The sequence below is a fragment of the Deferrisoma palaeochoriense genome, assembly GCF_054656955.1.
Genome location: NZ_BAAHXI010000027.1, coordinates 1 through 25,863, shown reverse-complemented (window position 1 = coordinate 25,863; position 25,863 = coordinate 1). Strand labels below are relative to the sequence as shown.

Here is a 25,863-nt window from a genome sequence, read left to right as displayed (position 1 = left end):
AACACCCCGGAGGGTCCGCCCTCCGGGGTGTTTTTTTGCGTACCTTCGGGGAACCAAGGCCGGGACGCTGCTAAGTTTATAAGTTTTCGGACCAGGGAACAGCCAAGGTCGGGGTGCCTCGGGGCAATGCTACTCCCCTGTTGTGGCCCCCGGCTCCGGGAGGTTCCCCCAGAGCGGCAGCGCTTCGCGCAGGGCGGTGCGAGCGAGGGGGGTGCGGGGGAGTTCCTCGGGGGTGTAGCAGAAGAGGTCCACGTCGAGCCCCACGCCTTCGAAGTAGGGCCCGTAGCGCAGGGGCCGGTCGAGAAACCGGAGATCCGTGGGGTCCAGAACGACGATCAGGTCGGCGTCCGAGCCGGGCACGGCCGTGCCCTTGGCCAGCGAGCCGAAGAGCCCCACGAACCGGACCTCGGGCCGCTCGCGCCCCAACCGCTCGGCCGCCTCGCGCACCCGGCGCAGGGCCTCCTCACGATCGAGCGAGAAGACCGTCACAGAACCGTAGGATTCTTTCCGCACAACCGATCGCATGATCCGCATCCCGCCGAGTGAACATGTCCTTGGGCGCCCCCTCGGCCCAGCCGTTGGGGTACCGGGCCGGGATGTAGTACCGGTCGAGGTCGGTGGCGTCGTCCCACAACTCCGGATCCACCGGCACCCGCTTCCCGAGCCCCTCCAAGAGCCCCTTCACCGCATGGCCCCAGGCGTCGCATCCAAGGTGCTGGTACACGGCCTTGAGGGCCTTCTCGGCCGCCTGCTGGGCGGCGAAGCAGGCCCACTCGTGGAACCCGCCTTCCCGGCTGTGGCGGGCCTGCTCAAGGTCCCTCCAGGCCTGGGCCATCCAGTCCCTCGTGCGCGCGGGCATGTGCGGCCTCCTTCGGTCGGCAAGCGCGTCGCCCCCAACCTACCAGGCCCCCTTCGGGCTGGCAACGGCGCCCGGCCCCCTCCTTGACACCCCGCGGCGGGTCGGGAATCATCGTGGCGCCAAGAGGTTGTGGCGGCCGACACCCGGCGCGCCAGGCGTTTCGACGCCGGGGCCAGAAGATCCTCCCCACTCTCCTGCGCAGTTCCCCGTGCCCGACGTCGCAGGGCACCCCGAGAGGCCGATCGTGAGCGACAAAGGCGCGACGGATCCCATCGTCCTTCGTCTCCGGGAACTCGACGCCGCCCGGCGGGAGAGGGAGCGGCGTCGCGCCGAGGAGGCGCGTGCCGAGGCCGAGCGGATCGCGCGGGCCATCGTGGAGCGCTGCGGGGCGGGGATCCGCCGGATCGTGCTCTTCGGGTCGGTGGCCAAGGGCCGGCCCTTCACCGAACTTTCGGACATCGATCTTGCGGTGGAGGCCGACTCGCCCGAGGCGTTTTTTCGCGCCGTGGCCACGGCCCTCCGGAGCGACTTCGAGGTGGACGTGGTCGACCCCGCCGACGCCCGCCCCGTTTTGCGCGAGGCGATCGAACGGGATGGAGTGGTCCTCTATGAGCGACGAGAAGGCGAAGGTTCTTCGGGCCGAACTTGAGGCCGACGCGCGCGACGTCGAGACCGTGGTGGAGAAGTACGGCCTCGTCAAGGCAAAACTCGCCCGGATCGAACCCGATGAGTTCGACTACGTCGCGTTGGCCTACACGATCTCGAGCCTCTATTCCGCCATGGAGAACTACTTCTTCCGGGTGGCGAAGGCGTTCGAAAACCGGATCGATCCGTCCCGGTGGCACCGGCACCTTCTCGAGCGCATGGCCATCGAGGTGCCCGGGGTGCGCCCCGCCGTCCTCACGGCCGAGGAACGGGACCGGATCGACGAACTCCGGGCGTTCCGGCACGTGTTCCGCCATCTGTACCATCGCGCCCTCGACGTGGAGAAACTCCAACTCCTGGACCGCAGGGTGCCGGCCGCGCTGGACGCGTTTCGAAACGCCCACCGGCGGTTCCTGGAGCGCCTCGAGCAAACCGAGGGTTCGCACACCGAGTAACCTTGCCGCCCGTTTTCCGTACCCCGTGGCGTGCGCGCCCTTTGACCGGCGGCGGTTCCCGGGACATACTGTGGCACCGTCGGCTTCCACCGTTTCTTCGTTCCAGGAGGCACCCTTGAAGCGCCGCATCGTTTCCGCCGTGGCCGTGGCCGCGCTCGCTTGGGCGCCGGCGCTCGCGGCCGAGAGCCTGTTCGTGGACGTGACCGAGGAGGCCGGGGTCGGCGACGCCGGCAACGGCAAGGGCGCCGCGTTCGCCGACATCGACAACGACGGCGACTGGGACCTCTACGTCTCCAACAAGGGCGGCGCCAACCGCCTGTACCGCAACAACGGGGACGGCACCTTCACCGACATCACGGCCGAGGCCGGCGACAACCTGGGCGACGCCGGGTTCGCCATGGGCTCGATCTTCTTCGACTACGACAACGACGGCTGGGTGGACCTCTATCTGGCCAAGGGTGGCCGGTACGAGGTGGAGGCGAACCGCCTGCTCCGGAACGTGGGCGGCCGGTTCGTGGACGTGACCGAGAAGGCCGGGGTGGGCTCGAAGGCCTTCACCTATGCGGCGGCCGCGGCCGACTACGACCGGGACGGCTACCTCGATCTCTACCTCGCCAACTACGGGGTGGGTGCCAAGAACCAACTGTTCCACAACAACGGCGACGGCACCTTCACCGAGGTGACCGACCAGGCCGGCGTGGGCGACCGCTCCTGGTCGTGGATGGCCGTGTGGGCCGACGTGAACGGCGACGGGTGGCAGGACCTCTACGTGGTGAACGGCCGGTACCCGGCCGGGGAACCAAACCGGCTCTACCTCAACAACGGCGACGGCACGTTCCGCGACGCGAGCGCCGAGGCCGGGGTGGCCGACCCCAACTGGGGCCTCGGAGCGGCCTTCGCCGACGTGGACACCGACGGCGACCTCGACCTGTTCGTGTCGAACTACGTGGGCCCCAACGCCCTGTACCTCAACGACGGCACGGGGCATTTCACCGAGGCGGCGAAGACCGCGGGACTCGCCGACGAGGGCTGGGGCAAGGGCCCGACGTTCGGCGACATCGACCACGACGGCGACCTCGACCTCTACGAGGGCGACTGCAAGGTGGCGAACCAGCTCTACCGGAACAACGGCGACGGCACCTTCACGAACATCGCCGAGCGCAACCCCGACGTGCGCTGCGAAACCGTGCGCACCAAGGGCACCACCTTCGCCGACGTGGACGGCGACGGCGACCTCGACCTCTACGTGGTGAACTGGGGGGTGGAGAACCGGCTGTTCCGCAACACCCTGAACGACGGGAACTGGCTCAAGGTGCGGCTCGTCGGTACGATCTCGAACCGCATGGCCGTGGGCTCCCGGGTCTGGGTGCGCCAGGGCGACCGGATCGTGGGCATGGCCGACCTGCCCACCGCCTCGGGCTTCTGCGCCCAGCCCCCCCAGGAGCTCCACTTCGGGGTCCGGGCGGGGGAGACCTACACCGTGGAGGTCCGGTTCCCCAACGGCACCCGGAAGGTCGTGACCGGGGTCGCGCCGGGCCAGGTGCTCACCGTCGAGGAGCCGCGTGAGCTCGCTTCCCGCTGAGCGCGGGGCCTCGTTCGACGGACCAAGGGCTGCCCCGGGGCAGCCCTTTTTGTCGCCCCCCGCAGGGCTCGGCGGCCCCGGGCTTTTCGCGCTGTCGGCCGGGGTGCTCGCCTATGAACTCCTCCTGCTCCGGCTCTTCTCCGTGCTCATGTGGTACCACTTCGCGAGCCTCACGATCGGGCTCGCGCTCCTGGGGCTTTCCCTGGGCGGCGTGTGGGTGGGGATTCGCCGGAGGGCCTCGCCCGGGCTCGTGCGGTGGGGGGCGGCCGGGTTCGCCATGGGGATGCTCGCCGTGGTCGGGGGGCTGTGCGTCATCCACGCGAGCCCCCGGCTCGCCGCCTGGACCCTGGCCCCGTTCCACCAGCCCTTCTTCCAGCCCTTCGCCCGCACGGCCGCAACGCTCCCCACCGAGGGCATCGCCTGGCGGGTGCTCGCCCTGGCGGGCGCCGCGGGCCTCCCGTTCCTGGGGGCCGGCGTGGCCCTGGCCGCCGAACTCGCGGCGAGCCCCCCGCGCCTCCACCGCGCCTACGCCTGGGTGCTCGCCGGGTCCGGCGCGGGAGCGGCGGCCGTGCCGCTCGCCCTCACCGTCTGGAGCGCGCCGGCCGCGCTCGCCCTCGTGGCCGCCCTCGCCGCGGCGCCCGTGGCCCGGCGGATCGGCCGCTGGGGACCGGCGGTGGTGGTCCTGGCGGGCCTTGCCGCCGCCCAGGGGCTCGACGCCACCGGGGCGGCCGAACTTCCTCTGGCCCGGGGCCGGTACGAACCCGGGCTCCTGGCCGTGCGGTGGAACCCCATGAGCCGGGTCGCGGCCTACCCCCTGGCCCCCGGCGAGACCGCCCGGCCCTTCGGCCTTTCGCCCGCTTACCGGGGGCCCCACCCGGCCCAGATCGGGCTCGTGGTGGACGACTCCGGGTACACGAACCTCTTCGAGGGCGAGGAGGCCCGCCGGACCCCCGAGTACTTCCGCCGGAACCTGGTGGCCCTGGCCTGGCACCTGCGGCCCGGCGCCCGGGCCCTGGTGGTGGGCCCCGGGGGCGGGAAGGACGTGTGGGTGGGGCTTTCGTTCCCGGGCTCCACGATCCGGGCCGTGGAGATCAACCCCGGCGTGGTGGAGATGGTGGAGGAGATATTCGGGGAGTTCACGGGCCGGCCGTACCGGGACCCCCGGGTTTCGCTCATGGTGGCCGACGCCCGGGCGTTCACGGCCCGCACGGCCGAGCGCTACGACGTGATCGAGGCCTCGGCCGTGTTCGGCCGGATGCCCCCGGCCGCCGGCGCCTTCACCCTGTCGGAGGATTTTCTCCACACCCGGGAGGCCCTGGCCGCGTACTGGGCCCGGCTGACCGAGCGGGGCATCGTGTCCATCACCCTGTTCGCCACGGAACGCCGCGCCCCGCGGCTCGTGGCCCTGGCCCGGGACCTCCTGGACCGGGAGGGGGTGGCGAACCCGGCGGCCCACGTGCGGGTGGTGGCCGACCGGGCCGTGGCGAGCGTGCTCGTGGGCCGCACCCCGTTCTCGGCCGCGGACGACGCCGTCATCCGGGCCTTCGCCCGGGAGAACCGGTTCCGGGTCCTCTACCCCGGGGGCGAGGCCGACGGGGGGCTCCTCGCGCGGCTCCTCGAGGCCCCGGACCTCGGGGCGGCCCTGGCGGAGCTGCCCTACGACGTCTCGCCCCCCACGGACGACCGGCCGTTCTTCTACTACACCCTGCGCCCCGGCGACTTCCTCACCGCCCCGGACCGGGCCGCCGGGTTCGACAACCAGGGCGTGCTCGTGCTCCGCACCGCGTTCCTCGGGCTTGCGGCCGCCGTGGGGCTCGGGCTCCTCGCGCCCGTGGGCCTGCGCCACGGGCTTCCCCGCGGGGGCGGGGCGGCGCTCGCCTACGCCTCGCTCCTCGGCGCCGGGTACATGCTCGTCGAGATCGGGGTGCTGAAGCGGCTCGTGCTCTTCCTGGCCCACCCCGTGTACGCGGCCGCCGCGGTTCTCGCGGCGTTCCTGTGCGGAAGCGGCCTGGGGAGCCTCGGCGCCCGGCGGATCGCGCCCACCCCGGGGCGGCTCGGCCTCGTGCTTCTGGCCGTGGCCGGGGCCGCCGCGCTCTGGGCGGAGTTCGGGCCCGCGTGGCTTCGGCCCGACCATCCCTGGGGCCTCGCGGGCCGGGCGGGGCTCGCCTTCGTCGCCCTCCTCCCGCTCGCGGTGCTCATGGGCATCCCCTTCCCGGCGGGACTCGGGCTCCTCGGCCCCGGCACCGGGCCGTGCCTGCCCTGGGCCTGGGCCCTGAACGGGGCGGCCGGGGTGCTGGGGTCGGTGGGGGCGCTCCTGGTCGCCCTCCACGGCGGGTACACGGCCACCCTGGCCCTGGGCGCGGGCCTCTACCTCGCGGCGGCCGGGCTCGCGCCCCGGCTCGGGAGGGGGGCGCCGTGAGGTGGGTTCTCGGCCTCGCCCTCCTGCTCGCCGCATGCACCTCCCCCGAGGGGCCGGGGCGGGTCGAGGGCACGGTGGAATGGGAGGGCCGGGGGGTGCCGGCCGCCCTGGTGCAGGCCTACGCCCGGCCGGACCTGGACCCCTCGGTGCCGCCCGTGGCCGAAGGCCCCACGGACGAGGAGGGACGGTTCCGGCTCGAACTCCCCTCCGGCACCTACTGGGTCTGGGCCCGGGCCACGGTGGACCGCCCGGGCCGCCGGGTGCGGCTCCGGGGCCAGGCCGAGCCGGCGCCCGTTTCGGTGGCCGCTGGGCGCACGGCCACGGCCCACGTGGCCCTTTCGGACCCGTCCGGTTTCGGCTCGCCGGCCGCGGCCGGCGGGGTTTCGGTGGAGGGGGAGGTGCGGGGCGCCCCCCCGGCCGAGGTGATGGTGTACGCCTACCCGGGCCGGCCCGAGCGGCCCACGGGGCCCGGGTTCGCGGCGGCCGCCACACCCGACGCCGAGGGGCGTTACCGGCTCGTCCTGGCCCCCGGCCCCTACACCCTGGCCGCCCGGTGGCGCCAGACCGGCGAACCCCACGGCGCCCTGGAACCCGGTGACCGGGTGGCCGAGACCGCGGTGGAGGTGAAGCCCCCCGGCCCGGTGGCGGTGCCCCCCCTGGAACTCCGGCCCCTGAACCCAGCGGTGTGGGGCCAGACCCTCCGGGCGACCCCGGCGGCCGACACCTGGGCCGAGGGCACGGTGACCGACGCCGCGGGGCGCCCGGTGGCCGGGCTCCACGTGCTCGCGTTCACAGACCCCCGGATGGTGGGGAAACCGGCGGCCCTGTCGGCGCCCACCGACCCCGTGGGCCGGTTTCGGGTGTATCTTCCCGGCCCGGGCCGGTACTGGTTCGGGGCCCGGAGCCGCCTGGGGGGCCCGGCCGAACCCGGCGAGAAGGTCGGGGCGTTCCGGGGCGAGGACGGCGCGGGGGTCCCGGTGGCCGAAGGCCAGCACAGGCAAGGCATCCGGATCGAGGTGGAGGAGATGTGGTGACGGGTAGGACGAACGAACCAGCGGGCCCGCCGATGAAAAGCCCGTTCGCGCGAAACTGCGAGTCCCTTTGCGGCGGGAAGGCGGGAAGGCTGGAAGGCTGGAAGGCGAAAACCCGCTGTGCGGACGGGATCCGGATCCCGTCGCGCAGGGGGCGTTCCGGAGGCCCCCCTCACCCCGGCCCTCTCCCCCTCGGGGGGAGAGGGAGGTGCGCCGCCGCCGGGACTGCACAGCGATCGGTGGGAACCTTCCTGGCCGTGCTGGCGGCCCTGGTGCTCACGGGCTGGGCGCCTGGAGCCCTGGCGGAGCAGGGGATCCGGGGGCGGGTGAGCCACGAGGGGACCCTCGTGGAGGGGCTGGTCGTCCGGGCCTATCCGTACGCGCCGGGCACCTTCGGCCCGCTCACGGGGGAGGCGCCCGCGGCCCAGGCCCGCACGGCCACCGACGGCACCTACCGGATCGAGCTTCCCCCCGGCCGCTACGTGGTGGAGGGGCTCGCCAAGGCCGAGGGGAACGCCGGGCCCCGGCCCGAACCCGGGGATCTCTGGTGCCTCTACGCCGGGTCCCCCGTGGTGGTCACCGAGGGGGCCTGGACCGCCGTGGGGCTCAATCTCGTGCGGGTGCCCCGGGAGGAACGGCAACCCTCGGAGCGGAGCCGCATCGAGGGGGTCATCACGTTCCAGGGCGAGCCGGTGGAGAAATGCTACCTCTCGATCTACGCGGACCCCGCCACCGCCTTCCGGGGCCCGGCCCGGCAGACGGTGCCCGTGCGCACGGGCGCATTCCGGGTGGCCGTTCCCCCCGGCACCTACTACCTCGTGGCCCGCAAGCGGGCCCGGGGCGGGTCGTTCGGCCCCATCGAGATCGGCGACCGGTTCAACTTCTACGCGGGGAACCCCCTGACCGTGGGCCCCAACGAAACCGTCCGGATCGAGATCCCCCTCGTGGAACGCCTGAGCCAACTCGAGGAGGACCCCCATGCCTACCAGGGCGTGCCCGTGGTCGTGACGGGCCCCGACGGGGCCCCCGCCGAGGGGTACTACGTGCTCGCCTACGCCGCCCCGAACCGGGCCGGTCCGCCGCTCGCGGTGAGCGCCCCCACCGACGCCGAGGGCAAGGCCCATGTGCCGATCCCCCCGGGCACGGCGGCCTACCTGAGGGCCCGCAAGAGCCTGGGCGGCCCGCTGGCCGAGGGGGAGGCGTTCGGCGACGCCGAGGTGTCGGGCAACGCCCCGGCGCCGGTGACGATCCGGATCGGAGGGGCGCGGTGACCCGGTGGACCGCCGGCCTCCTTGCGGCCCTCCTACTCGGGGCCTGCGCGGCCCCCACGGCCTCGGTGCGGGGCCGGGTGATGCGCGACGGCGCCCCCCTGGCGGGCGCCGCGGTGCGGCTCGAACCCCGGGCCGGCGGGCCCGCCTTCGAGGTCCGCACCGGCCCCGACGGCCGGTTTGCCCTGGACCGGCTGCCGCCGGGGGCCTACCGGGTGGAGGCCCGGGGCCCGGGCGCGCTCGCCGCGCTGCCGGGCCAGAACCCCTTCTACGTCCCGGCGGGGGAGCCGGTCTGGATCGGGCTCCAGGCCGTGCCGGCGGAGTCCCCCTCGTTCGCCCCGCTTCGGGAGGCCGAACCCGGGTTCGGCGCGATCGCGGGCCACGTCCGGTTCCGGGGTCAACCGGTGGAGGGCGCCGTCGTCACACTGTACGCCGACCCGGACCACGGGCTCCGGGGCCCGGGGGTGATGGAGTCGTTTCCCACGGGACCCGACGGCGCCTATGGGATCGAGGGGGTCTGGGCCGGCGAGTACTGGGTGGTGGCCCGGAAGCGCCAGGGTCCCGGCATGGGGCCGGTGCGGGAGGGCGACCTCTACGGCATCGCCCCGGCGAACCCCGTGGCCGTGAAGGACGGCCAGGAGACCCGCCTCGACCTGCACCTGGTGGAGAAGGAGCGCGACGCCCCTCCCGACGCCGGGATCCTCCGGCTCACCGGCACCGGGGTGCGGGGCCGGGTGGTGGACCCGGAGGGCCGGCCCGTGGCCGGGGTGTACGTGTTCGCCTACCGCAACCGGATCATCGGCCACGGCATGCCCGACTTTCGCACGCTCCCCACCGGCCCCGACGGCCGGTTCGAGCTGCCCCTGGGGGACGGGGGCCTCTTTTACCTGGGCGCGCGGGAGAACGCCGGCGGCTCCCCGGTGCCGGGCGAGTGGTTCGGGTTCTACGAGGGCTCCCCGGATCACGGCCTCGTGGTGCCCAAGGGCCGGGTGCGGGAGGGCGTGGAGATCGTGGTGAAGAGGGTGTTGGGTGGGAACTGAACGGCTGGGAGGCTGGGAGGCTGGGAAGCCGGGACGCGGGGACGCGGGGACGCGAGGCGGCCGGGCGGCCGGGCGGCCGGGCGGCGCGAAAGCCGGGAGGCGGGAAGGCCGGGCCGCGGGACCCCCGTCACCCGTCACCCGCCACCCGTCACGACCCTTCCCTCGTTCGTCGCCGCTCACACTCGTCTGGGCTTTCACCGCCCATGTTGTGCCGTTGCTGTTCCTGGCCGGATGCCGGGCGCCCGGGCCCGGGGTGGCGCCGTCGGACCTCCACGCCATGCCCACCGAGTCCATCACCGGCCGGGCCGAGTGGTCGGGCGAGGTGGTGGTGGACCGGATCGTGGTGGTGCGCTCGGGGGGCGAACTCGTGCTCGCCCCCGGCACCCGGGTGCGCTTCCGGCGGATCGACTGGGACGGCGACGGGATCGGCGACGCCGAGATCACGGTGGAGGGGCGGCTCACGGCCGTGGGCACGGCCGACCGACCGATCGACCTCGCCTCGGCCGAACCCGATCCCCGGCCGGGGGACTGGAAGTACCTCATGGTGAACTTCGCGGCCGGGGCCAAGCTCGACCGCGTCCGGGCGCGCCACGCCTTCAGCGGCATCCAGGTCCACTACAGCCCGGCGGCGATCCGGAACTGCGAGTTCGCCGAAAACGTGGACGGGGTGCGGTTCTCCACCGCCGACCTCGTGGTCACGGGCACCTGGATCCACCACAACACCCACGGGATTCGGTTCGAGGAACGCGGCCACCCGGCCCGGATCGAGGGAAACGAGATCTCGGACAACGAGGTGGGCGTCTTCGCGGTGACCCGGTGCGGGGGCGGCACGGTGTTCCGCCGGAACAACCTCAGGCGAAACCGGGTGCCCGTAAAGCTCGGGTGGGAGCAGGACCGGGGCCTCGCGTTTCCCGAGAACTACTGGGGCGGGCTCACGGCCCAAGAGGTGGCCGAGGCCTCCCTGGACGGCCGGGAACGACCCCGGGGCCCCGGGATCACGGTCGAGCCCGTTCTCCCCGACCCCGAACCGGTCCCCTGGCCCTTCCGGGGCGAGCCGCCCCGGTAGTCGGTGGGCCCGAAAGCCGTTCCTCGCAGGTCGTCCGCCCCGCCCGCCGCGCCGGTCGTCTCCGTCCGAACGTCCCAACGTCCCAACGTTCGCACGTCCTACCGTCCGCACGTCCCCCTACCCCCCCAGCCAATGCCAGAGGGCCGCGGCCAGGCCGCCGCTCACCACGAACCACGACGGCAGGTACCACGCCGCCGCCGGCCGGGTGGCCGGGTCGCGGACGCGCCACCACAGGACCCGGGCGCCCCCGAGGATGCCGGCGGCCAGGATCCCGAGGGCGACCCAGCGAAGGGCCGCCAGCGGAAGCAGAAGGTCGGGCTTCGGCAGGAGGCCCGAGGCGTGGATGGCGAGGTAGGTCTCGGCGCCCCACGGATCGTAGACGAGGTACGGCAGGTAGGCCGCCTTCGCGTTCAGCTTCACCAGGGCGAGCGCCAGGTGGCCGCCGAGGACCGGGCCCACGAAGGCGGGCAACGCGGCGAGCCACCCCCAGCCGCGAGCCTTCGGCCCGGGGCCGGGCGCGGACCCGGGCGCCCCGGCCACGGGACGCCCCGACACCCGCGCGCCCAGGCGCCCCAGGATCGGCGGCAGGCCGAGGAGCACCGCCGGGACGACCGCCCCCATCCAGAGGGCCCGGAACCAGGCCGGCGGCAGCACCCCGGGCGTCACGGCCACCTCGGCCTCGGGCCAGGTGCGGTAGAGGGCCAGGGACACGAGCCCCAGGAGGAGCCCCAGGAACACGGCCCGGGCGGGAGGCAGCGCCCCCGCGGCCGGCCGCCGGCCCCACCACACCCCCAGGTTCCCCTCCGGGCAGCGGCGCACACACCGCAGGCACAGCAGGCACTCCGTGGGATCCATCCGGGTCGGATCGAGCGCCACGGGGCAACCCGCCCGGTCCCTGCGGCGAAACCAGACCCACCGGCCCCAGTCGAGGCGTCGCCACTCGGGGTCGGTGGCCACGCAGGCCCGGCCGCAGGCGCTGCAGCGGCCGGGGTCCCGGGCCCTCACCGCGAGCGGGGTGTGCCGGGCGTAGAGGGAAAGCACGGTGCCCACGGGACACAGGCCCCGGCAGAAGGCGCTCCGGCGCCACAGAACCGCGCTTCCCACGGCGAGCGCCACCACCCCGGCGATGAGCGCGGCGGTGGCGTGGGGGCTGAGGTTCGCCTCGAACCCGACCACCGCGGCCACCCCGGCCCCGAACACCGCAAGGCTCCCCCACCCCCGGGCGATCCACGGGGGCCACGGGAGCCCCAGGCCCCGGCGGCCGAACCCGTCGGCCACCCACCCCAGGGGACACACCCCGCACCAGGCCCGCCCGAGCACCGGCACGGCCACCACGAGCCCCATGAACCAGAACACCCAGAACAGGAGCGTCGTGGCGTGGGTGTACACCCGGGGGTGGAGATCGGGCACCCCGGGGATGGCGTCGTAGCCCCAGCCCAGGGCGATCAGCGCCACGGTTCCGGCGAGCCAAAGCGCCCGGAGGGCGGTCTGGACCACAGGCCGCAGGAACGGCCGGGTCAGGGGATGGCGGTAGAGATCAACGGGACGGGTGGACAAAGGTGTGGACTCCGTTCTGGGGCGGCTAGGCGGCTGGGCGGCCGGGCAGCGAGGCGGCTAAAAGCCGTCCGGATTTCGGCGTCGCCGCTTGCCCAAGCCTGTGGGAGCGGGCTCCAGGCCGCGACGCCCTCCCTGCGGGCCTTCGGCCCGGATCGCGCCTTGGAAGGCGCTCCCACAACTCGGATCCTGACGTACCCGCTCCCCCCTCGCGTGGTACGGCGCCACCAAAGCGCAGGAAGCCGCCCAGCCGCCTCGCCGCCAAGCGGCCCCGCCGCCTCACCGATACACGCTGTCGGGCAACCGCTCCTCCCCCTTGGCGTCGCGGAAGGTCTGGGGGGTTTTGCGCACCAGGGCCAGGCTCCGGGCCGCCCATTCCCGCACGGCGGGGACCGGGTCGCCGGTTCGCAAGTGTTCCAGACCGGCCTCGGCGTCCCGCGCCTCGAGCACCCCTAAGGCCCGGGCCGCCTCGAGCCGCACGCGCCAGTCCGGGTCGTCGAGGAGGGGTGCGAGGTTGCCGGCCGCCTCCGGGTCCCCCAGCATCCCGAGAGCCCAGGCTGCCGGGGCCCGGGTCTGCGGGTCGCGTAGCGCCGCCACGAGGAAAGGTTTGGCCCGCCGATCCCGGATGTCTCCCAGGGCGAGCACGGCCTGCACGCGCGACGCGGGGGAAAGGGACGGCGCGGCCTCCAAGATCGCCGGCACCCCGGCCTCCCCCAGCTTCACCAGGGCCCGGGTGGCCTCCCTGGCGGTCTCCCCGCCCGCGGCGAGGGCCGCCACCAGGTCGGGGGCGGCCTCGGCCCGGCCCAACTCCCCCAGCACCCAGGCCCCCACGTACCGGCGGGGGAAACCCTCGTCGGCCAGGGCCTCCCGCGCCGCATCGAGCGCCCAGGGCCATTTCCGGTTCCCGGCCACGGCCAGGGCGTGTTCCCGGAGCACGGGATCGTCTGCCCGGCACGCCCGTTGGATCTCCGGTTCCACGGCCTCGGGCGGGAGGGAGAGCACCGCCTTGTAGGCGGCGGAGCGCGTTTCCTCGTCCCAGGGCCGGCCCATCCGGCCCACCAGTTCGGCCACGGCCTTGGAATCCCCGGCCGCCGCCGCCCGGGCGAGTTCCTCCACCGGCACCGTCCGCGGCACCCCACAGGAGACGAGCAGAAGGAAAAGGGGCGCGGCGAGTCGCAGGCCGCAGGTCCTCCACCCCGCCGCCCGACCGCCTAGCCGCTCAGCTTTACCGCCGTGACGCGTGACGGGTGACGGGTGACGGGTGAGGACACCCCCCGGCAGCGCGCCCCCCGGCCGCCCGGCCGCCCAGCCGCCTAGCCGCCCAGCTTTACCCCCGTGACGCGTGACGGGTGACGGGTGACGGGTGAGGACGCCGCCCCCCACCGCGCCCCTCGGTCGCCCGGCCGCCCAGCCGCCCAGCCGCCTCGCCAGTCCTACCATACCTTGTGCACCGTGATGTCCACGCCGGTCACCACCTGCCCCTCGGGCACGATCACGGCCGAGGGATCCACGGTGCCCCGGTCGTAGCGGCCGTAGAGTTCGCCCACCTCGGGCGGCCCCCCGTACTTGTCCCGGGCGCAGATGTAGTAGGTGCCGCCCTCCGGCAGCTTCACCTCGTAGCGGCCGTCGGGGCCGGTCTTGGCCGACACGAACTTAGGCCGCTCCGACATCTGGATGTGGTCGTACACGTGGACCCGCACCCCTTCCACGGGATGGCCCTCGGCGTCCACCACCCGGCCCCGGATCGCCGTGGCCCAGCCCGCCGCCTCGCCCAGGGGCTGCTTGGTGTTGCCCTCCTTCACGTAGGCGAGGATCGGAAGGTCCAGGGGTTTTCCCGGTTCCACGGTGATCCGGACGGGGTCCGACTTGAGATCCCCGGCCCGCACCGGCCCCGTTTTCGCCCCGTCGGCCCGGCGCCGGGCCACCACCAGGTACTCCCCGGGCGGCAGTTCGGTCTCGAACGCCCCGTCCGCGAGTGGCCCGAACTGGAGGTACGGCGGTCCCCGCAGGTCCATGCCGGGCTTGTACACGTCCACGATCACCCCGGCCGCTGGCTCGTACACCTTGCCGGTCAGGCGGGTCAGGGCACCCGGATCGCTCCCGGACCCCGAACACGCGGCCAGAACCATCAAAGCCAACCACAGAAAACCCGACCTACGCATCTCTCGCTCACTTCCGACGTGCTACCGCGCCGGCCTGTCGCCCACCACCCGGTCCCGCGGCACGAGCCACAGGAACACCGGGTCGGGCACCGCGTTGTGGTCCTCGTTCACCCCGTCCAGGAGGGCGATCCCCACCGGGTACACCCCGCCCGGGACCAGACGGACGTCCTCCGGGTCAATCCCCCGGAGGGCCCGGCGGAAGGTCACGGTCCACCGGCCCCTTCGCCACCGCCCCTCGGCCTTCACCTCCATGCGGCCCGGGGCGTCGGCCCGGTCGAGGAACGCCGGGGCCCGGGCCCCGGGTTCGGGGTCCGGGGCCTCCGCCGGGCCGTCCCCCTCCGGCACCCGGTTCTCCACGAACCGGTCGCCCGGCGCATCGGGCTCCCGGCCGCCCGGCCCCAGGGAAAGGTCGTCGGCCTCTCCCCCGGGCCGGCCCCAGCCGGCCTTCCACTCCCACAGGTCGAGCCGGCCCCAGGCGGCCGGGGTGGCCATGCGGTAGTCGGCGAACGCCCGGGGCCCGGCCATCCGGAAATCCTCGAGATGGCAGGCCCGCACGCAGGTGAACCCCTCGGCCGCCGCCCCCCACAGGAGCGCCGCCCCGTCCTGCCCCGGCCCCTCCCGGCGCCAACCCCGGCCGTCCCAGCGCCACCCGGGCCCCCGGTGGGGGGTGGGATCCGACCAGACGAGCCGCACGAACACGTCGCGTTGCGTATAGAACGCCCGCACCTCCAGGTCCACCGGCGGGGTTTTCGTGCCGTGGTGGCACGAGGCCGTTGCCTTGTGGACCGTGTCGGCGTCCACCGCCGCCCCGGCGGCCCGGGTGGTGCGGCCCCCCACCGCCCGGACCCGGAGCGCAACCGCCCCGGCCCAGTCCCCCTCGGTGGGGGGATGGTCCAGGGGAAGGGCGAGCACCCGGTCGCCGGGGGTGCCGCAACCCGCCGCCAGGGCGGCCGCGGCCAGGAGGGCGAGGAAGGATCGGAACCGCACGGAAGGGGGTACCCGAAAGCCCCTCAGGGGTTACGCCCGGCCGGGGGGGGCCACAGCCACCGCACCTCGCGCGCCAGGGTCTCGGCGAACCGGTCGGCCCGGGCCCCCAGTTCGTCCCATTCGGCCTCGGTGTACACCAGCAACTCGGCGGGGACCGGCAACTCCTCGGTGCGCCACGAAAGCCCCCGCCGTTCGAAGGGTTCGTCGCTCCGGGCCACCACGGCCACGAGGTCGAGATCGCTCCCCGGACCCCAGTCGCCCCGGGCGTAGGAGCCGAAGTACCCGAACCGGCGGAGTTCCGGGTGCCGGGCGGCCTCGTCCCGAACCCACCGGCCGAGCGCTTCGAGAACCTCGTCAGGCCCGGGCCATCTGAGCACGGGCGAACGCAACGATCTCACGGGCATAGTCCACCGCGGGCCCGCTGTGGAGCGGGCCGTAGTGCTCGGCCGGCGCCCCGGCCGGATGGCCGTTGGGGCACCGGGTGGGGATGTAGTAGCCGTCCAACACCTTGGCCTTTTGAACCAGGTCGTCCGGCACCTCGAGCGGAAGCTCCTTGAGCAGGCGCGCCACCACGTGGCCCCAGGCGTCCTGGCCACACCAGAGGTGCAGGGCCTTCACGCCCTTCTCGGCGGCCTGCTGGGCCACGAAGCAGGCCCATTCGTGCCGGCCCAGGCGGGCCGCCTGCTCGGCCATCCCGAGGTCCAGTTCCGCCTGGGTCAGCCAATCCTCGGCGCGGTTCGGCATGCTCCTCCCTCAGCGATACACATCCCGGCGGTGCCCCACGTGAAGCACCACGACGACACCCTGCTCATCATCGATCTCATAGATTACGCGATAGGACCCGATTCGCACCCTCCAGCCGTCCCGGCCCACGAGCTTTCGAGCCTGGGTGGGTCGCGGGTTTTCGGCCAACGCCCGGATGGCGTCCCTCACCGCCTCGTAGGTCTTCGATGGCAATCCGGCGAGTTCCTTCTGGGCTCGACGAAGGATCCGGAGCCTGTATCTCACCGCCCCCGCCTCTCCTCGATCTCCCGCACGGCCTCCTCGAAATCCACGGACTCGTCCTCCGACGCTTTCGCCGCGTCGTAGGCGCGGATGCTTTCCAACTCCTCTAGCGCCTCCAGCATCCGGCGGTATTCGCCCAGCGAAACGATCACGGCGACCGGATTCCCTTGCTCGTCCGTCACGTACCGCGCCTGTTTTACACCCATGCCGCACCTCCCGCCCCCTCACTTGGTCCTCTGCCGGGCAGCGGTATTATACTGCCTATCCAGCATAACCGACACCACGGCCACGGCCAGGGGGTTCCCGACGTGAGCGCCTCACCCGACATCGAAGCTATCCGCCGCGCCGTCGTCGAGGTGGTGGGCGACGACCCCGACGTGGTGGCGGCCTATCTCTTCGGCTCCCGGGCCACCGGACGGGAGAAGCCGGGAAGCGACGTGGACGTGGCGCTCCTCATGCGCGAGGGGTTCGACTACCTCGAGAACTACGACCACATCCCGGGTCATGGGGGAACTCGAGGACCGCCTCGGCACCCGCGTGGACGTGGTGTACCTGAACCGGGCCGACCCGGTGCTCCAGCGCGAGGTGCGGAGGAAGGGCCGGCTTCTTTGGGAGCGCGACCGTAACGCCCGCATCGCCTGGGTCGTACGCAGCCGAAAGCTCTGGCTCGACGGCGAGCACCGCCGCCGCATCTACCGCGAGGTGCGCGCCCGCAAGGCCAAGGAGGCCCTACCCAATGGTTGACCGCTTCGGGCTGGAAGGCTGGAAGGCTGGGAGGCTGGGAGGCCCACTGCGGCTCATCGGCGCCGCATGCCTCCTGGCCCTTGCCGTCTGCGTCCGGGCCGAAGAAACCCAAATCCGCTGGAGCGGGCGCGTGGCGCTCGATCGGCCGATGACCGTGGAGGCCGGGCAGACCCTCGTGGTCGAATCCGGCACCCAGATCGCGGCCGGCCCGGAGGGCACCGTGCTCGTGCAGGGAAAGGTCTATCTCCTGGGGTCCGGGGAAGCGCCGGTGCGGATCCGGGGCACCCGGGAGGCCCCGGCAGCCGTCTTTCAGATGAACGCGCCCGAGGCCGTTCTGCGGCTCCACCGGGCGGAGGCCGAAGGGTGCGGCACCGTGGTCGGGGCCACGGCCGGGACGGTCGTCATCACGGACTCGGCGTTCCGCCGAAACGCCACGGCCCTGCGGCTCCAGATGCGCACCCGGGGCGTCCTCCGGGACGTCGCGTTCGTGGAGAACGACCTCGGCCTCGCGGCGGACAACGGCGCGCTCGTCACGGTGGACGACGCCGTGTTCCGGAAGAACAAGGTCGGGGTGGGCGCCGGGAACTCGGTGCGGCTCACGGTGCGGGGCAACCGGTTCGAGGCGAACGAAACCGGCTACGGCCAGACGAACGGGGCCGACACGGCGCTCGAGAACTGCACCTTCGAGGGGCACACCGGCGCGGCCGTGTTCCTTCGCCAGTCGCGCCGGAGCCCCCGGATCTCGTTCTGCCGATTCGAGGGGAACAAGATCGGGCTCGTGGCGCGCTCCACGAGCCATCCGCTCGTGGAGGCGAGCGTGTTCCGCAAAAACGAGAACGCCCTCGACGCCAAGGAGTTCTGCGGCCCGCTCCTCCGGTTCAACGCCTTCGAGGAAAACGGCAAGGCCGTGCGCCTCGACCACAAGAGCGGGGCCAAAATCTTCGGGAACCGGTTCTGGAAGAACGGGGTCGCCCTGTTCCTCGACTTCTCGTCCTACCCCGGGGTCCGGCGGAACCGGTTCGAGGAAAACGAGTGGCACGTAAGGCTCGGCCGGTTCATGTCGGCCGACTGGGAACGGCGCCAGGGCTCGGCGGGCTACACCCTGCAGAACGCCCAGGGCCGAAACACCCGAAACCCCATGATGCAGGGCGCCGGAAAACTGCCGGAGGCCGCCGGCACCGTGGACGTCTCCCAAAACGCCTGGGACGCCGACACCCTGGCCGAGATGGCCGCCGGCCCCGAGGCCAACCTCACCCGCATCTGGGACGGCCGCGACCAGCCCGAGGTCACCTACCCCGACTGGGGCACGGGGGACGAGACCTTCCGGCTCGACGTGGTCCGGTTCGACCCGCCCCTCGGGCGAGGCATCCCCGCGGGGCCGCCGGCGTGGGTTCCGCACCAAGAGAGCGACCCCCTATCCGGTCCAGGCGGCCGAAGAGCCCCCCCTGAGCAATCTCGGAGAACTCGATAGACTTGCCATTTCGCTGCCTTGGGGTATGCGTAATGAATCCGGCAACCACACCCGGGGAGGTAGATACCATGCGCCTCGACAGGTTGTTGCGCACGCGGCTCACCGTGAGCGTGGTCACAGCGCTGGCCTGTAGTCTGGGAGGCTGCGGAAACGGGACCGATACTGCTTCCGTCTCTCGGGTTGAGGGGACCGTCATGCTCGAGGGGGCCCCCGTGGCGGGGGCGAGAGTCGCTTTGTCGGCGGGGAACGAAACCATTACCGACCAAACGGGCGCTTTCGTGTTCAGCGAAGTCCCGCCGGGGAACCTCCTCCTGACCGCAAGTTACCTTGCCGACCTTTACGCGGCTAAGAAAATTGTCCAACTCGAGGACGGGGAAACGGAAACGGTGAGTATGGTACTCACCCGAGTTCCGGATGTGGGCCGCACCGTCGGGGAAGTAACCGCCGAGGAGATCCGCGCGGCAAGCCCCAGCCTCACCGGGGTTAGCATCCAGGATATCGTGGCGGGGAAGGGCTACGCGATCCTGTGCGACACGGCGAACGGATTCGAGGTGGTCGATGTCGCCGACCCCACCGCCCCCCGGTTCGTGGGCGGCGTGTTCGGGGATCGCAGCTGCGAGGCGGGGGCCTTGGACTGGCCGCTCTGGTACTGCGGCTGGAACGATGCGGAGGGCGGCGGGGTGGCCGTCTATGCCCTGGAGGATCCGGCCCATCCGCGGAAACTCGGCGAGGCGGTCACGGATAATCAGGTGTACGGCTTGGACCTTTCCGGCCAGGTCGTCTACACCGTGGGGAGCCGTAGCTTCCAAACCTACCGCGTCGACGACCCAGCCGCTCCCGCCCTCCTTGCCAGCCTTCCCATAAAGGGCGAAGGTGTCGAGGTGCGCAACGGGTACGCGTTCGTCGCCACCCGCGGCGGCCCGGTGTTCACCGTGATCGACGTCGCCGACCCAGCCAACCCGCAGGTCGTGTGGCGATCGGACGAGGAAGACGAGGGCGTGGACTGCGTCCTCGACGGCACCTACGCATACGTCGCTGCGAACCGGGTGTACCACTACGACGTCCGGGATCCCCTCAGTCCCCGGCTCGTCGGGATTGTCGACTCGACCGAACTCCTGGGCCAGGGAGCCACGCTGAGGGTGGGCGTGCTCCAACTGGAGGGGCTGACCGCAGAGGCCGGGCGGGTGTACCTGGGGGCCGTGCGAGACGGCCTCATCGTGGTGGACTACGCCGACCCCCACCGGCCCCGGTTCGCCTGGCAGACCGACGACACGGTGCCGTTCGCCATGAACGTGTACGTGGAGGGTGACTACGCGTTCGTCGCCGCCCGTACCGACGGGATGCGGGTCGTCCGGCGGCGCTGAGTCCGTCGAGGCGTTTCACCGGAGGCTTTTTGCTCCCGGGCCGACCCTCACCGCATGGGTAAAGAGATGCCTGGCCGTCCGAAACGCCAGGACCGGGCGGTCGTCGGTGTTCACCTCGCCCGGCGGCACCGCTTCCCCCCGCTCGAACCACCCCACGTACGCGCCCCGCTCGCCCCCCGCCTCCGCAGGGAGGGCGTCCGGCTCCGCAGGGGGGGTTAGGAACACGGCGTCCCCCGGGCGTGGCGCCCACAGGGTCCACGACGGGAACACCGACGCGAAGGTGGCCTCGAACAGCGCCCAGTCTTCCGCCGAGGTGCCGTAGGCCTGAAACCACTGGACCAGGGTCCCGCCCGGCGTGAGGCGCTCCCGGCAGATGGCCAGGAACTCCCGGGTGAAAAGGGACCAGGAGGCCCCCACCCAGGGGTTCGACGGTTGGGAGATGATTACGTCGAACCGCTCCGGCGTCGTGGCGAGATAGTGCCGGGCGTCGTCCACCACGAGCGTGAACCGCGGGTCTTCCCGGACCCCCGCGTTCACCGCCCGAAACCACGGCGCCGCCGCAACCACCTCGAGCGAGATCTCCACACAGGTCACCCGCTCCACGGGAAACCGGAGCACCTCGGCCACGGTCTGGCCGCTTCCCCACCCGATCACCAGCACCCGCTTGGCAGCCGGCCTCACGAGCAGGGGCAACCGGGCCAGAAACACCTGGGTGGGTTGGTCCATCAGGGTGTTCGACGCAGGTTTTCCATCCACCACCAGGAACCGCTGCCCGCGGCTTTCGGCCACCACCACACTCGCCACGGGTCCCTCGATGACCTGGAGCACCGCGGGCAGGGCCGCCGGATCCAGCGGCCCGGGTTTTCCATCCACCCGTTCCAGCATGCGCGCGTACCGCGGGGCGGCCCAGTACACCCCCGCGTGCCAGACCATGGGGGGCGGCGCGGGGGCGGCCGAAAGGAGCGCTATCGCGGCCGCGGCCGTCAACGTGAATGCCCCGGCCCGGCGGGGACCGGATCGGCAGGCCCACCAGGCTCCGGCCACCACTGCGTACCCCGCGGCCAGGAGCTTGTAACTTCCGAACACGCCGCACCGCGGCACCAGCGAAGCGTTCGCCGCAAGGGGCCCCAGCACCGCCCCCGCGGTGTTCGCCGCGACCACCGTTCCGAAGGCTCCCGTGGACCTCCGCGCGCTTCGCCACAACAGTGGAAGCAAGGTGCCCGCCCAAAGCGTTCCGGGCAGCACGACGACCAGGACGCACACCACCTGGGCCGCCGTGAGGTCCCCCCACCACACCCCGCTTGGAGGCAGATGCAGGGCAAGCCGCAACGTGGCCTCCGGAAGGCGAGCCAACGCCCACGCCAGCGCTGAGAACCCCGCCGTGGCGGCCAGAGCGCACCACGGACCCCGTTCGGGCCGAAAGCGCGCCGCGACCCAGCCCCCCGCACCCAGCCCGAGGAGGAACGGCGCCAGGGACAGAACCGCACCGTACACGCCCACCCCCACCACCGGCGTCAGCAGCCGGGCGGTGAGCACCTCCAAGCCCAGGGTCAGGAACCCGAACGCAAACCCGAGCGCTGCCGCTCCCCAACCCAGTGGGGCTTCTGCCGCCGCCGTGTCCTCAGCGCCCCCCTCCCAGGGCAACGCTCCCCTCCGGACGCGGCCGAACCCGAGGGCCGCCGCTGCCGCCACCAGCGCCAACCCGGCCGCGCTCCCCCGAAGGCCCAACGCCTCGATGCCAAGGCAGCCCGTGGCAACAAGCCCCGCGGCTCCCCCCACCACCAGCCAGCCGTAAAGCGACGGCAGCCGCCCCGTCCGGGTACCGGTCCCCGCGGCCAGGGCCGGCAACACGGCGGCCGCCGGCACCGCGGCCAGAGCTGCGGCAAGAGCCCCACCGGCGCCTCCCCCCCAGCGCAGCGCAACCTGGGCCGCGGGGTGTGCCCAACTCGCGAGCGCCAGCGGAACGGCCGAAGCCGCGATCCCGGCGTGGGCGGCCACCAGCGCCGGTCCCGGCCCCCAGCGTCTTCGCTCGAGGGCCCAGCCCACCGCCCAGGTCCCGAGGGCCATGCCGCCCATGTATCCGGACACGACCGCGGCGAGAGCCGGCGGAGAGGCCCCGAGCACGAGTTCCAGAGCCCGGAACCAGAGCACCTCGATCCCGAGCGCCGCGAATCCGGAGGCGGCGCACAGCACGCGAACCGCCGTCATGACATCGCCCGACATCTCCGACTACGGGGAGGAGATCCCCAACCCTTCGGCCAGGGCCGCGACCCGGGCCGCCGCGTCCGGATGGAACACCGGTGACCACGCTAGCCGCCGCACCTCCTCCACCGCCCCGGCCGCCCGCTCGTGGCCCAGGCGTACCAAGACCTCCGCCCGGGCGAGCCGGGCCAGGTCGTCCCATGGGCGGTACCGCAGGGCGAGATCCAGCATCCGAAGCGCCCCGACCAGGTCCCCTGCGTCCAGCGCCCCGCCCGCCTGCACGGCATATTCGAGGCCATAGGCGGCATCGAGTCCTGCCGCCCGCTCCAGCGCCAGGAGGGCCCCCTCGGTCCGCCCCACCGCGGCCTCCGCCCGGAACCGGGCGTACCAGGCGTCGGGGTCACCCGGATCGGTTTCCGTCAACTCCCGGCACACGGTGAGCGCCCCCTCAACCTCGAGCATCGAGGAGAGAAACAGCGCCCGCGCCCTCTCCCGCCAAGAGGTAGGGAGCGGTTGCTCCAACACGCTTGGGGCTTGCATCACGTCCAGGAGCCTCCGGCCCGCGAACCGGAAGTCCAAGGGCACACCGAGTGGGCCGTTGGAGAAAGAGAAGGTGACGCCGTCGGCCCCTTCGGCCAAAGACACGATCTGCCGCGCCACGTCCTGGAGCAACCCGAACACGGGCGTTCGGACCTCGTCGAGGTACAAGGCGCTGAGATAGCTGAGATCGACGTGCATCCCGTAGGGCCGCCCCCCCAACGCGTCGCCAACCTCCTCCAGCCGAAACCCGATGACCGTGGGCACCCCTTCCACATAGCCGCGGCCCCAGCCCTGGACCACCTGAAACGTCGCTCTCTCCCCCTCCGAAATGAGTCCGCGGTCGCGCATCTGATCGAGGACGATTTCCACACGGGCATCCGCCAATAGGCGCGCCGGCACCGGCACCACCCACACGAGGGCACCGATCCGGCCCGTCGCCAGCGCCAACCGGACGGCGTTCTCGGGCAGGAAGAGGGGATCGGCCGACTCCCATCGTGCACCACGCCCGATGTCGGACACGCTCGGACCAAGGGCGCCGAGCGCCTTCGCCCGGACAGGCGGGGGGAGCGGCACCAAGTACGGATCCCGGCTGAGAAGCACAAGCGCCCGGCCCGGCTCGCCCGTCCACCAGGCGACGGCCTCCGACGCCTCCTCGAACACCGCGGGTGCCGCGGCTGCGTTCGCCCCGATCATGAACGCGAAAACGGCGAGCGCCGCCTGCGACGCCCGCCGGAATCCGCGCCACATCGTCTGACGGGTCACCTACCCGCTCCCCAGGCCACCGCCTGGAGAAAACACCCCCCGCCTCCCCCTCCCCCGCCGCCTCCCCCGCCAGTCGGCGCCGACACCGCCACCCGGAACACCTCGACCGGGGTCCAGCGATCCTCCGTGCTTCCGTCCCCCACCTGCCCGCGGGTATTCCGCCCCCAAGCAAACACCCGCCCGTCCGACTTCAGAGCGATCACGTGCCCTCCGGGTTCCAGTGGGTCCCCCCCAGGAACCTCGACCGGCATATCCTCCTGACCGGCGTCCACGGCCGCCCAGTCCGTCTCCGACCCTACCCGCGTCGGGGTGAGGCGATTTTCGGTATTGCCCAGCCCGAGCTGGCCGAATCGGTTCTCACCCCATGCCCACAGGGTCCCGCCTGTGCGGATCGCCACGCTGAAATCCCCCGCAGCGGCCACGGCAACCCACCCCGTTTCCGTCCCCACGCGCACGGGTTCCCCGCGGTCCACGGTATCCCCCACGCCCAACTGACCCTTGTGGTTCCTGCCCCAAGCCCAGAGAGCGCCGTCCTCGTCGATGGCCAAGGTGTGGTCGGCGCCTCCCGTTGCAACAGCCCATTTCTTCCCGGCCGGGTGAGGGATCTCCTTCGGGTCACCCCGGTCGGGCTCAGTGGCCCCGCCGACGCCGTCACCCAGTTGCCCGTACTCCTTGCGCCCCCAGCCCCACAGCCGGCCGGCGGTGTCCACGGCAAGCGAGTGGTCCCGACCGGCCCCGAGCCAGACCCAGCCCTCTTCCGGCACCCCGGCCATCTTTTCGGGCGTCTCGATCACCTGATTGGCGTCGGGAGGACTGCCCGCTTGCCCGTTCTTGTTCCACCCCCACGACCACAGAGACTTTCCAGCCACGGCTATTCCGTGATCTAACCCTGTCGTTACCCCCACCCAGTCACCGAGCGCCGAAATCTGCGCCGGAAACACCACGTCCTCTCTAGGTTCCCCGTCTCCCAACTGCCCATCGAAATCGTAGCCCCAGGTCCACAGCGACCCGTCATCGGCGCAGATCCCAGCCGTGAAACGCCCGTACGCGGCCACCGCGGCCCACCTGTCGCACCCGGTCGCGGTCACTTCCACCGGCTCGTGTCGGTCCGCGGTGTCTCCCACACCCAACTGTCCGTGTGCATTCCATCCCCACGCCCACAGGCGCCCCTCAACGTCCAAGACCATCGAATGCCCCGCGCCAGCCGCCACGAGCGGTCTCTGCGGGGGCACCGGCCCCGACCATGCGCCCACCGCCCCCGTCAAGACTCCCGCGACGGCCAGAACGCTGCCCCTTTTGACACTCGACAGGCGCTTCATCCTCGTCCCCTCTCCTCCTCCATCCCCTTTCTCGCCTCCACGCGCAGGGTACCGCAAACCCAAGAAACGGCAACTCCCCGGCCACCGACAACAAAGGGGCCGGTCCGTCCGGCCCCTTTGTTGCTACCCACCCCGCTCCACGCTAGCAGGGATGCACGCTGGAGGTCCCCACCACCTTGGGCTTCACGTAGGTCGTCTTCTTCATGGCTCGCTCCTTTGGGTTGGGGGGCTAAAGGCCGTAAATCGTAAATCGTGAATCGTTGGTCGCGGGTCGTTGGTCGTTCGCGCAGCTCGCCTCGCCTTCCTCTGGCGCACGGCGAGCGAAGCCGGTCGCCACCTATCCCGTCAACCGGCGCTCGCGACCTTTTCCCTATCTCCCGGCCACAACCGCAGATCGATCGACTCTAGGTCCACGACTCCGCTTGCCGGGTCGATGCCGATTCCCACCGGCAGTCCTTTCGCATCGACATCGATCACAACCCCTTCCACCACCGCCACGGAATCTGCGGCAGGGGCTGCCGACAGTTCGATGTACAGGGAGTCGGTTTCCGGGTAGTAGGCCACTTTCATGGTCAAAATCTCGGCTTAAATCTTTGCAAACTTCTGCTAGGAGGCTGGGAGGCTAGGACGCGGGAACGCAAAACCGCCTCTGATTCCAGCGTCTCGGCTCGTCCCACCCTGTAGGAGCGGCTTCCGAGTCCCCAAATCCGGGCCGGCCTCCGCTCCGAATCGCGCCTCAAAAGGCGCTCCCACACGGATCTCGAAACCTGCCGGTATGCGCCCCCCTTCGTTGTAAGGGCCCGCAGGGCTCAGCGCGGGTAGCGATCAAACCGCAACTTCCACCATAACCGCTTCGCTCCGGGACTCTGGTGGAGATTCCCCCTCGGCCGCAAGCCCTTCGAGGTGGAACTCGATCGCCTCCCGGAAGGCTTTTTCGACCTCCTCCTTGGTGGCCCCAGTCGCGACACAGCCCGGCACGTCAGGCGAAAACGCCGAGTACCCCGTCGTCGTGCGCTCGATCACCACAAGGTATCTCATCGACTCTCCTTCCCCAACCCGGCTTGCCGCAGCACGCTCGCCAACGTTCCGGGAGCCACATCATCCCCCGGATGTCCAGACACCGTCACCAACCCCTTCTTTTGGGGGTGCTTGAACTGCCGATGACTCCCCCTCGTCCGTGCCACGTACCAACCATCGTCCTGCAGCAACCGAATCAGGTCGCGAATTTTCAATTGCCGCCCCCAACCTCTCTCCTCACACCTCGAAACCAGATTACCTCAGCTTCCCACTTCCGTCCCGCCTTCCAGCGTCCTACCGTCCCAACGTTCCCGCGTACTCGTCCGCCCAGACGTCCGGGTCGATCTCAATGTACCCGAGGGTATCGCCGT

At 72.2% G+C, this 25,863-nt stretch carries 27 protein-coding genes and 2 pseudogenes; 13 read left to right on the top strand and 16 right to left on the bottom strand.

What is annotated here, in order from left to right; all coding sequences use genetic code 11:
- Nucleotides 1–129: 129 nt before the first annotated feature.
- A complete protein-coding gene (locus ACYQ8L_RS09245; RefSeq protein WP_459941500.1) occupies nucleotides 130–489 on the bottom strand; it encodes a nucleotidyltransferase domain-containing protein in 360 nt (119 codons plus the stop codon).
- A complete protein-coding gene (locus ACYQ8L_RS09240) occupies nucleotides 464–859 on the bottom strand; it encodes a HEPN domain-containing protein (RefSeq protein ID WP_459941499.1) in 396 nt (131 codons plus the stop codon). The genes ACYQ8L_RS09245 and ACYQ8L_RS09240 overlap by 26 nt, the downstream gene beginning before the upstream one ends.
- Nucleotides 860–1,103: 244 nt before the next feature.
- Here ACYQ8L_RS09240 and ACYQ8L_RS09235 point away from each other — a divergent pair, with 244 nt between their 5' ends.
- From ACYQ8L_RS09235 to ACYQ8L_RS09200, 8 genes are all read left to right on the top strand, one after another.
- A complete protein-coding gene (locus ACYQ8L_RS09235; protein ID WP_459941498.1) occupies nucleotides 1,104–1,508 on the top strand; it encodes a nucleotidyltransferase family protein in 405 nt (134 codons plus the stop codon).
- Nucleotides 1,468–1,959 (top strand): ribonuclease toxin HepT-like protein, encoded by a 492-nt coding sequence (locus ACYQ8L_RS09230; protein WP_459941497.1) that lies wholly within the window; start codon nucleotides 1,468–1,470, stop codon nucleotides 1,957–1,959. The genes ACYQ8L_RS09235 and ACYQ8L_RS09230 overlap by 41 nt, the downstream gene beginning before the upstream one ends.
- A gap of 115 nt (nucleotides 1,960–2,074) precedes the next feature.
- On the top strand, nucleotides 2,075–3,541 hold the full coding sequence (locus ACYQ8L_RS09225) for a CRTAC1 family protein (RefSeq protein ID WP_459941496.1): 1,467 nt from the start codon (nucleotides 2,075–2,077) through the stop codon (nucleotides 3,539–3,541).
- Nucleotides 3,522–5,960 carry a spermidine synthase gene (locus tag ACYQ8L_RS09220; RefSeq protein ID WP_459941495.1) on the top strand — a complete coding sequence of 813 codons (2,439 nt, stop codon included), beginning with the start codon at nucleotides 3,522–3,524 and terminating at the stop codon, nucleotides 5,958–5,960. Before ACYQ8L_RS09225 ends, ACYQ8L_RS09220 begins: the two co-directional genes overlap by 20 nt.
- Nucleotides 5,957–6,994 (top strand): carboxypeptidase-like regulatory domain-containing protein, encoded by a 1,038-nt coding sequence (locus tag ACYQ8L_RS09215; RefSeq protein ID WP_459941494.1) that lies wholly within the window; start codon nucleotides 5,957–5,959, stop codon nucleotides 6,992–6,994. The genes ACYQ8L_RS09220 and ACYQ8L_RS09215 overlap by 4 nt, the downstream gene beginning before the upstream one ends.
- 236 nt (nucleotides 6,995–7,230) lie before the next feature.
- Nucleotides 7,231–8,262 (top strand): hypothetical protein, encoded by a 1,032-nt coding sequence (locus ACYQ8L_RS09210; protein ID WP_459941493.1) that lies wholly within the window; start codon nucleotides 7,231–7,233, stop codon nucleotides 8,260–8,262.
- Nucleotides 8,259–9,299: a carboxypeptidase regulatory-like domain-containing protein gene (locus tag ACYQ8L_RS09205; protein WP_459941492.1), complete on the top strand. Its 1,041-nt coding sequence runs from the start codon at nucleotides 8,259–8,261 to the stop codon at nucleotides 9,297–9,299. The genes ACYQ8L_RS09210 and ACYQ8L_RS09205 overlap by 4 nt, the downstream gene beginning before the upstream one ends.
- Before the next feature lie 208 nt (nucleotides 9,300–9,507).
- The gene (locus tag ACYQ8L_RS09200) at nucleotides 9,508–10,365 is read left to right on the top strand and encodes a right-handed parallel beta-helix repeat-containing protein (protein WP_459941491.1); all 858 of its coding nucleotides are present in this window, start codon (nucleotides 9,508–9,510) and stop codon (nucleotides 10,363–10,365) included.
- Between the two features lie 117 nt (nucleotides 10,366–10,482).
- Here the strand turns inward: ACYQ8L_RS09200 and ACYQ8L_RS09195 are convergent, their stop codons facing one another.
- From ACYQ8L_RS09195 to ACYQ8L_RS09160, 8 genes are all read right to left on the bottom strand, one after another.
- Nucleotides 10,483–11,922, bottom strand: coding sequence for a 4Fe-4S binding protein (locus ACYQ8L_RS09195; RefSeq protein ID WP_459941490.1), 1,440 nt, complete (start codon nucleotides 11,920–11,922; stop codon nucleotides 10,483–10,485).
- A gap of 276 nt (nucleotides 11,923–12,198) precedes the next feature.
- Nucleotides 12,199–13,035 (bottom strand): HEAT repeat domain-containing protein, encoded by an 837-nt coding sequence (locus tag ACYQ8L_RS09190; RefSeq protein ID WP_459941489.1) that lies wholly within the window; start codon nucleotides 13,033–13,035, stop codon nucleotides 12,199–12,201.
- Nucleotides 13,036–13,352: 317 nt separating this feature from the next.
- On the bottom strand, nucleotides 13,353–14,048 hold the full coding sequence (locus tag ACYQ8L_RS09185) for a carboxypeptidase regulatory-like domain-containing protein (RefSeq protein ID WP_459941488.1): 696 nt from the start codon (nucleotides 14,046–14,048) through the stop codon (nucleotides 13,353–13,355).
- Between the two features lie 54 nt (nucleotides 14,049–14,102).
- Nucleotides 14,103–15,068, bottom strand: a complete 966-nt coding sequence (locus tag ACYQ8L_RS09180; RefSeq protein WP_459941487.1) for an ethylbenzene dehydrogenase-related protein — start codon at nucleotides 15,066–15,068, stop codon at nucleotides 14,103–14,105.
- A gap of 23 nt (nucleotides 15,069–15,091) precedes the next feature.
- Nucleotides 15,092–15,445 carry a nucleotidyltransferase domain-containing protein gene (locus tag ACYQ8L_RS09175; protein WP_459941486.1) on the bottom strand — a complete coding sequence of 118 codons (354 nt, stop codon included), beginning with the start codon at nucleotides 15,443–15,445 and terminating at the stop codon, nucleotides 15,092–15,094.
- Nucleotides 15,423–15,812, bottom strand: coding sequence for a HEPN domain-containing protein (locus ACYQ8L_RS09170; protein ID WP_459941485.1), 390 nt, complete (start codon nucleotides 15,810–15,812; stop codon nucleotides 15,423–15,425). The genes ACYQ8L_RS09175 and ACYQ8L_RS09170 overlap by 23 nt, the downstream gene beginning before the upstream one ends.
- A gap of 9 nt (nucleotides 15,813–15,821) precedes the next feature.
- Entirely contained in the window at nucleotides 15,822–16,076 is a 255-nt protein-coding gene (locus tag ACYQ8L_RS09165) for a type II toxin-antitoxin system RelE family toxin (protein ID WP_459941484.1), read from the bottom strand.
- Nucleotides 16,073–16,279, bottom strand: coding sequence for a hypothetical protein (locus tag ACYQ8L_RS09160; protein WP_459941483.1), 207 nt, complete (start codon nucleotides 16,277–16,279; stop codon nucleotides 16,073–16,075). Before ACYQ8L_RS09160 ends, ACYQ8L_RS09165 begins: the two co-directional genes overlap by 4 nt.
- Before the next feature lie 102 nt (nucleotides 16,280–16,381).
- Between ACYQ8L_RS09160 and ACYQ8L_RS09155 the strand changes: the two are divergent.
- The 5 genes and pseudogenes from ACYQ8L_RS09155 to ACYQ8L_RS09135 form a co-directional block, all read left to right on the top strand.
- Nucleotides 16,382–16,501, top strand: a pseudogene (locus ACYQ8L_RS09155) (hypothetical protein); the annotation flags it as partial.
- Nucleotides 16,502–16,577: 76 nt separating this feature from the next.
- Nucleotides 16,578–16,817, top strand: coding sequence for a nucleotidyltransferase domain-containing protein (locus ACYQ8L_RS09150; protein ID WP_459941525.1), 240 nt, complete (start codon nucleotides 16,578–16,580; stop codon nucleotides 16,815–16,817).
- A gap of 130 nt (nucleotides 16,818–16,947) precedes the next feature.
- Nucleotides 16,948–18,288: a right-handed parallel beta-helix repeat-containing protein gene (locus tag ACYQ8L_RS09145; protein WP_459941482.1), complete on the top strand. Its 1,341-nt coding sequence runs from the start codon at nucleotides 16,948–16,950 to the stop codon at nucleotides 18,286–18,288.
- Between the two features lie 32 nt (nucleotides 18,289–18,320).
- Nucleotides 18,321–18,680, top strand: a pseudogene (locus tag ACYQ8L_RS09140) (carboxypeptidase-like regulatory domain-containing protein); the annotation flags it as partial.
- Nucleotides 18,681–19,652 carry an LVIVD repeat-containing protein gene (locus ACYQ8L_RS09135; protein WP_459941523.1) on the top strand — a complete coding sequence of 324 codons (972 nt, stop codon included), beginning with the start codon at nucleotides 18,681–18,683 and terminating at the stop codon, nucleotides 19,650–19,652.
- 15 nt (nucleotides 19,653–19,667) lie between these two features.
- Here ACYQ8L_RS09135 and ACYQ8L_RS09130 read toward each other — a convergent pair whose 3' ends face one another.
- The 6 genes from ACYQ8L_RS09130 to ACYQ8L_RS09105 all read right to left on the bottom strand — a co-directional run bounded on the left by ACYQ8L_RS09130 (nucleotide 19,668) and on the right by ACYQ8L_RS09105 (nucleotide 25,707).
- Nucleotides 19,668–21,860 (bottom strand): spermidine synthase, encoded by a 2,193-nt coding sequence (locus ACYQ8L_RS09130; protein WP_459941481.1) that lies wholly within the window; start codon nucleotides 21,858–21,860, stop codon nucleotides 19,668–19,670.
- Nucleotides 21,861–21,881: 21 nt separating this feature from the next.
- A complete protein-coding gene (locus ACYQ8L_RS09125) occupies nucleotides 21,882–23,156 on the bottom strand; it encodes a tetratricopeptide repeat protein (protein WP_459941480.1) in 1,275 nt (424 codons plus the stop codon).
- Nucleotides 23,153–24,475 (bottom strand): RCC1 domain-containing protein, encoded by a 1,323-nt coding sequence (locus tag ACYQ8L_RS09120; protein WP_459941479.1) that lies wholly within the window; start codon nucleotides 24,473–24,475, stop codon nucleotides 23,153–23,155. Before ACYQ8L_RS09120 ends, ACYQ8L_RS09125 begins: the two co-directional genes overlap by 4 nt.
- A gap of 345 nt (nucleotides 24,476–24,820) precedes the next feature.
- Nucleotides 24,821–25,045, bottom strand: a complete 225-nt coding sequence (locus ACYQ8L_RS09115) for a DUF2283 domain-containing protein (RefSeq protein ID WP_459941478.1) — start codon at nucleotides 25,043–25,045, stop codon at nucleotides 24,821–24,823.
- Nucleotides 25,046–25,300: 255 nt separating this feature from the next.
- Nucleotides 25,301–25,513, bottom strand: coding sequence for a type II toxin-antitoxin system HicB family antitoxin (locus tag ACYQ8L_RS09110; RefSeq protein ID WP_459941477.1), 213 nt, complete (start codon nucleotides 25,511–25,513; stop codon nucleotides 25,301–25,303).
- On the bottom strand, nucleotides 25,510–25,707 hold the full coding sequence (locus tag ACYQ8L_RS09105; protein WP_459941476.1) for a type II toxin-antitoxin system HicA family toxin: 198 nt from the start codon (nucleotides 25,705–25,707) through the stop codon (nucleotides 25,510–25,512). Before ACYQ8L_RS09105 ends, ACYQ8L_RS09110 begins: the two co-directional genes overlap by 4 nt.
- Nucleotides 25,708–25,863: the final 156 nt, after the last annotated feature.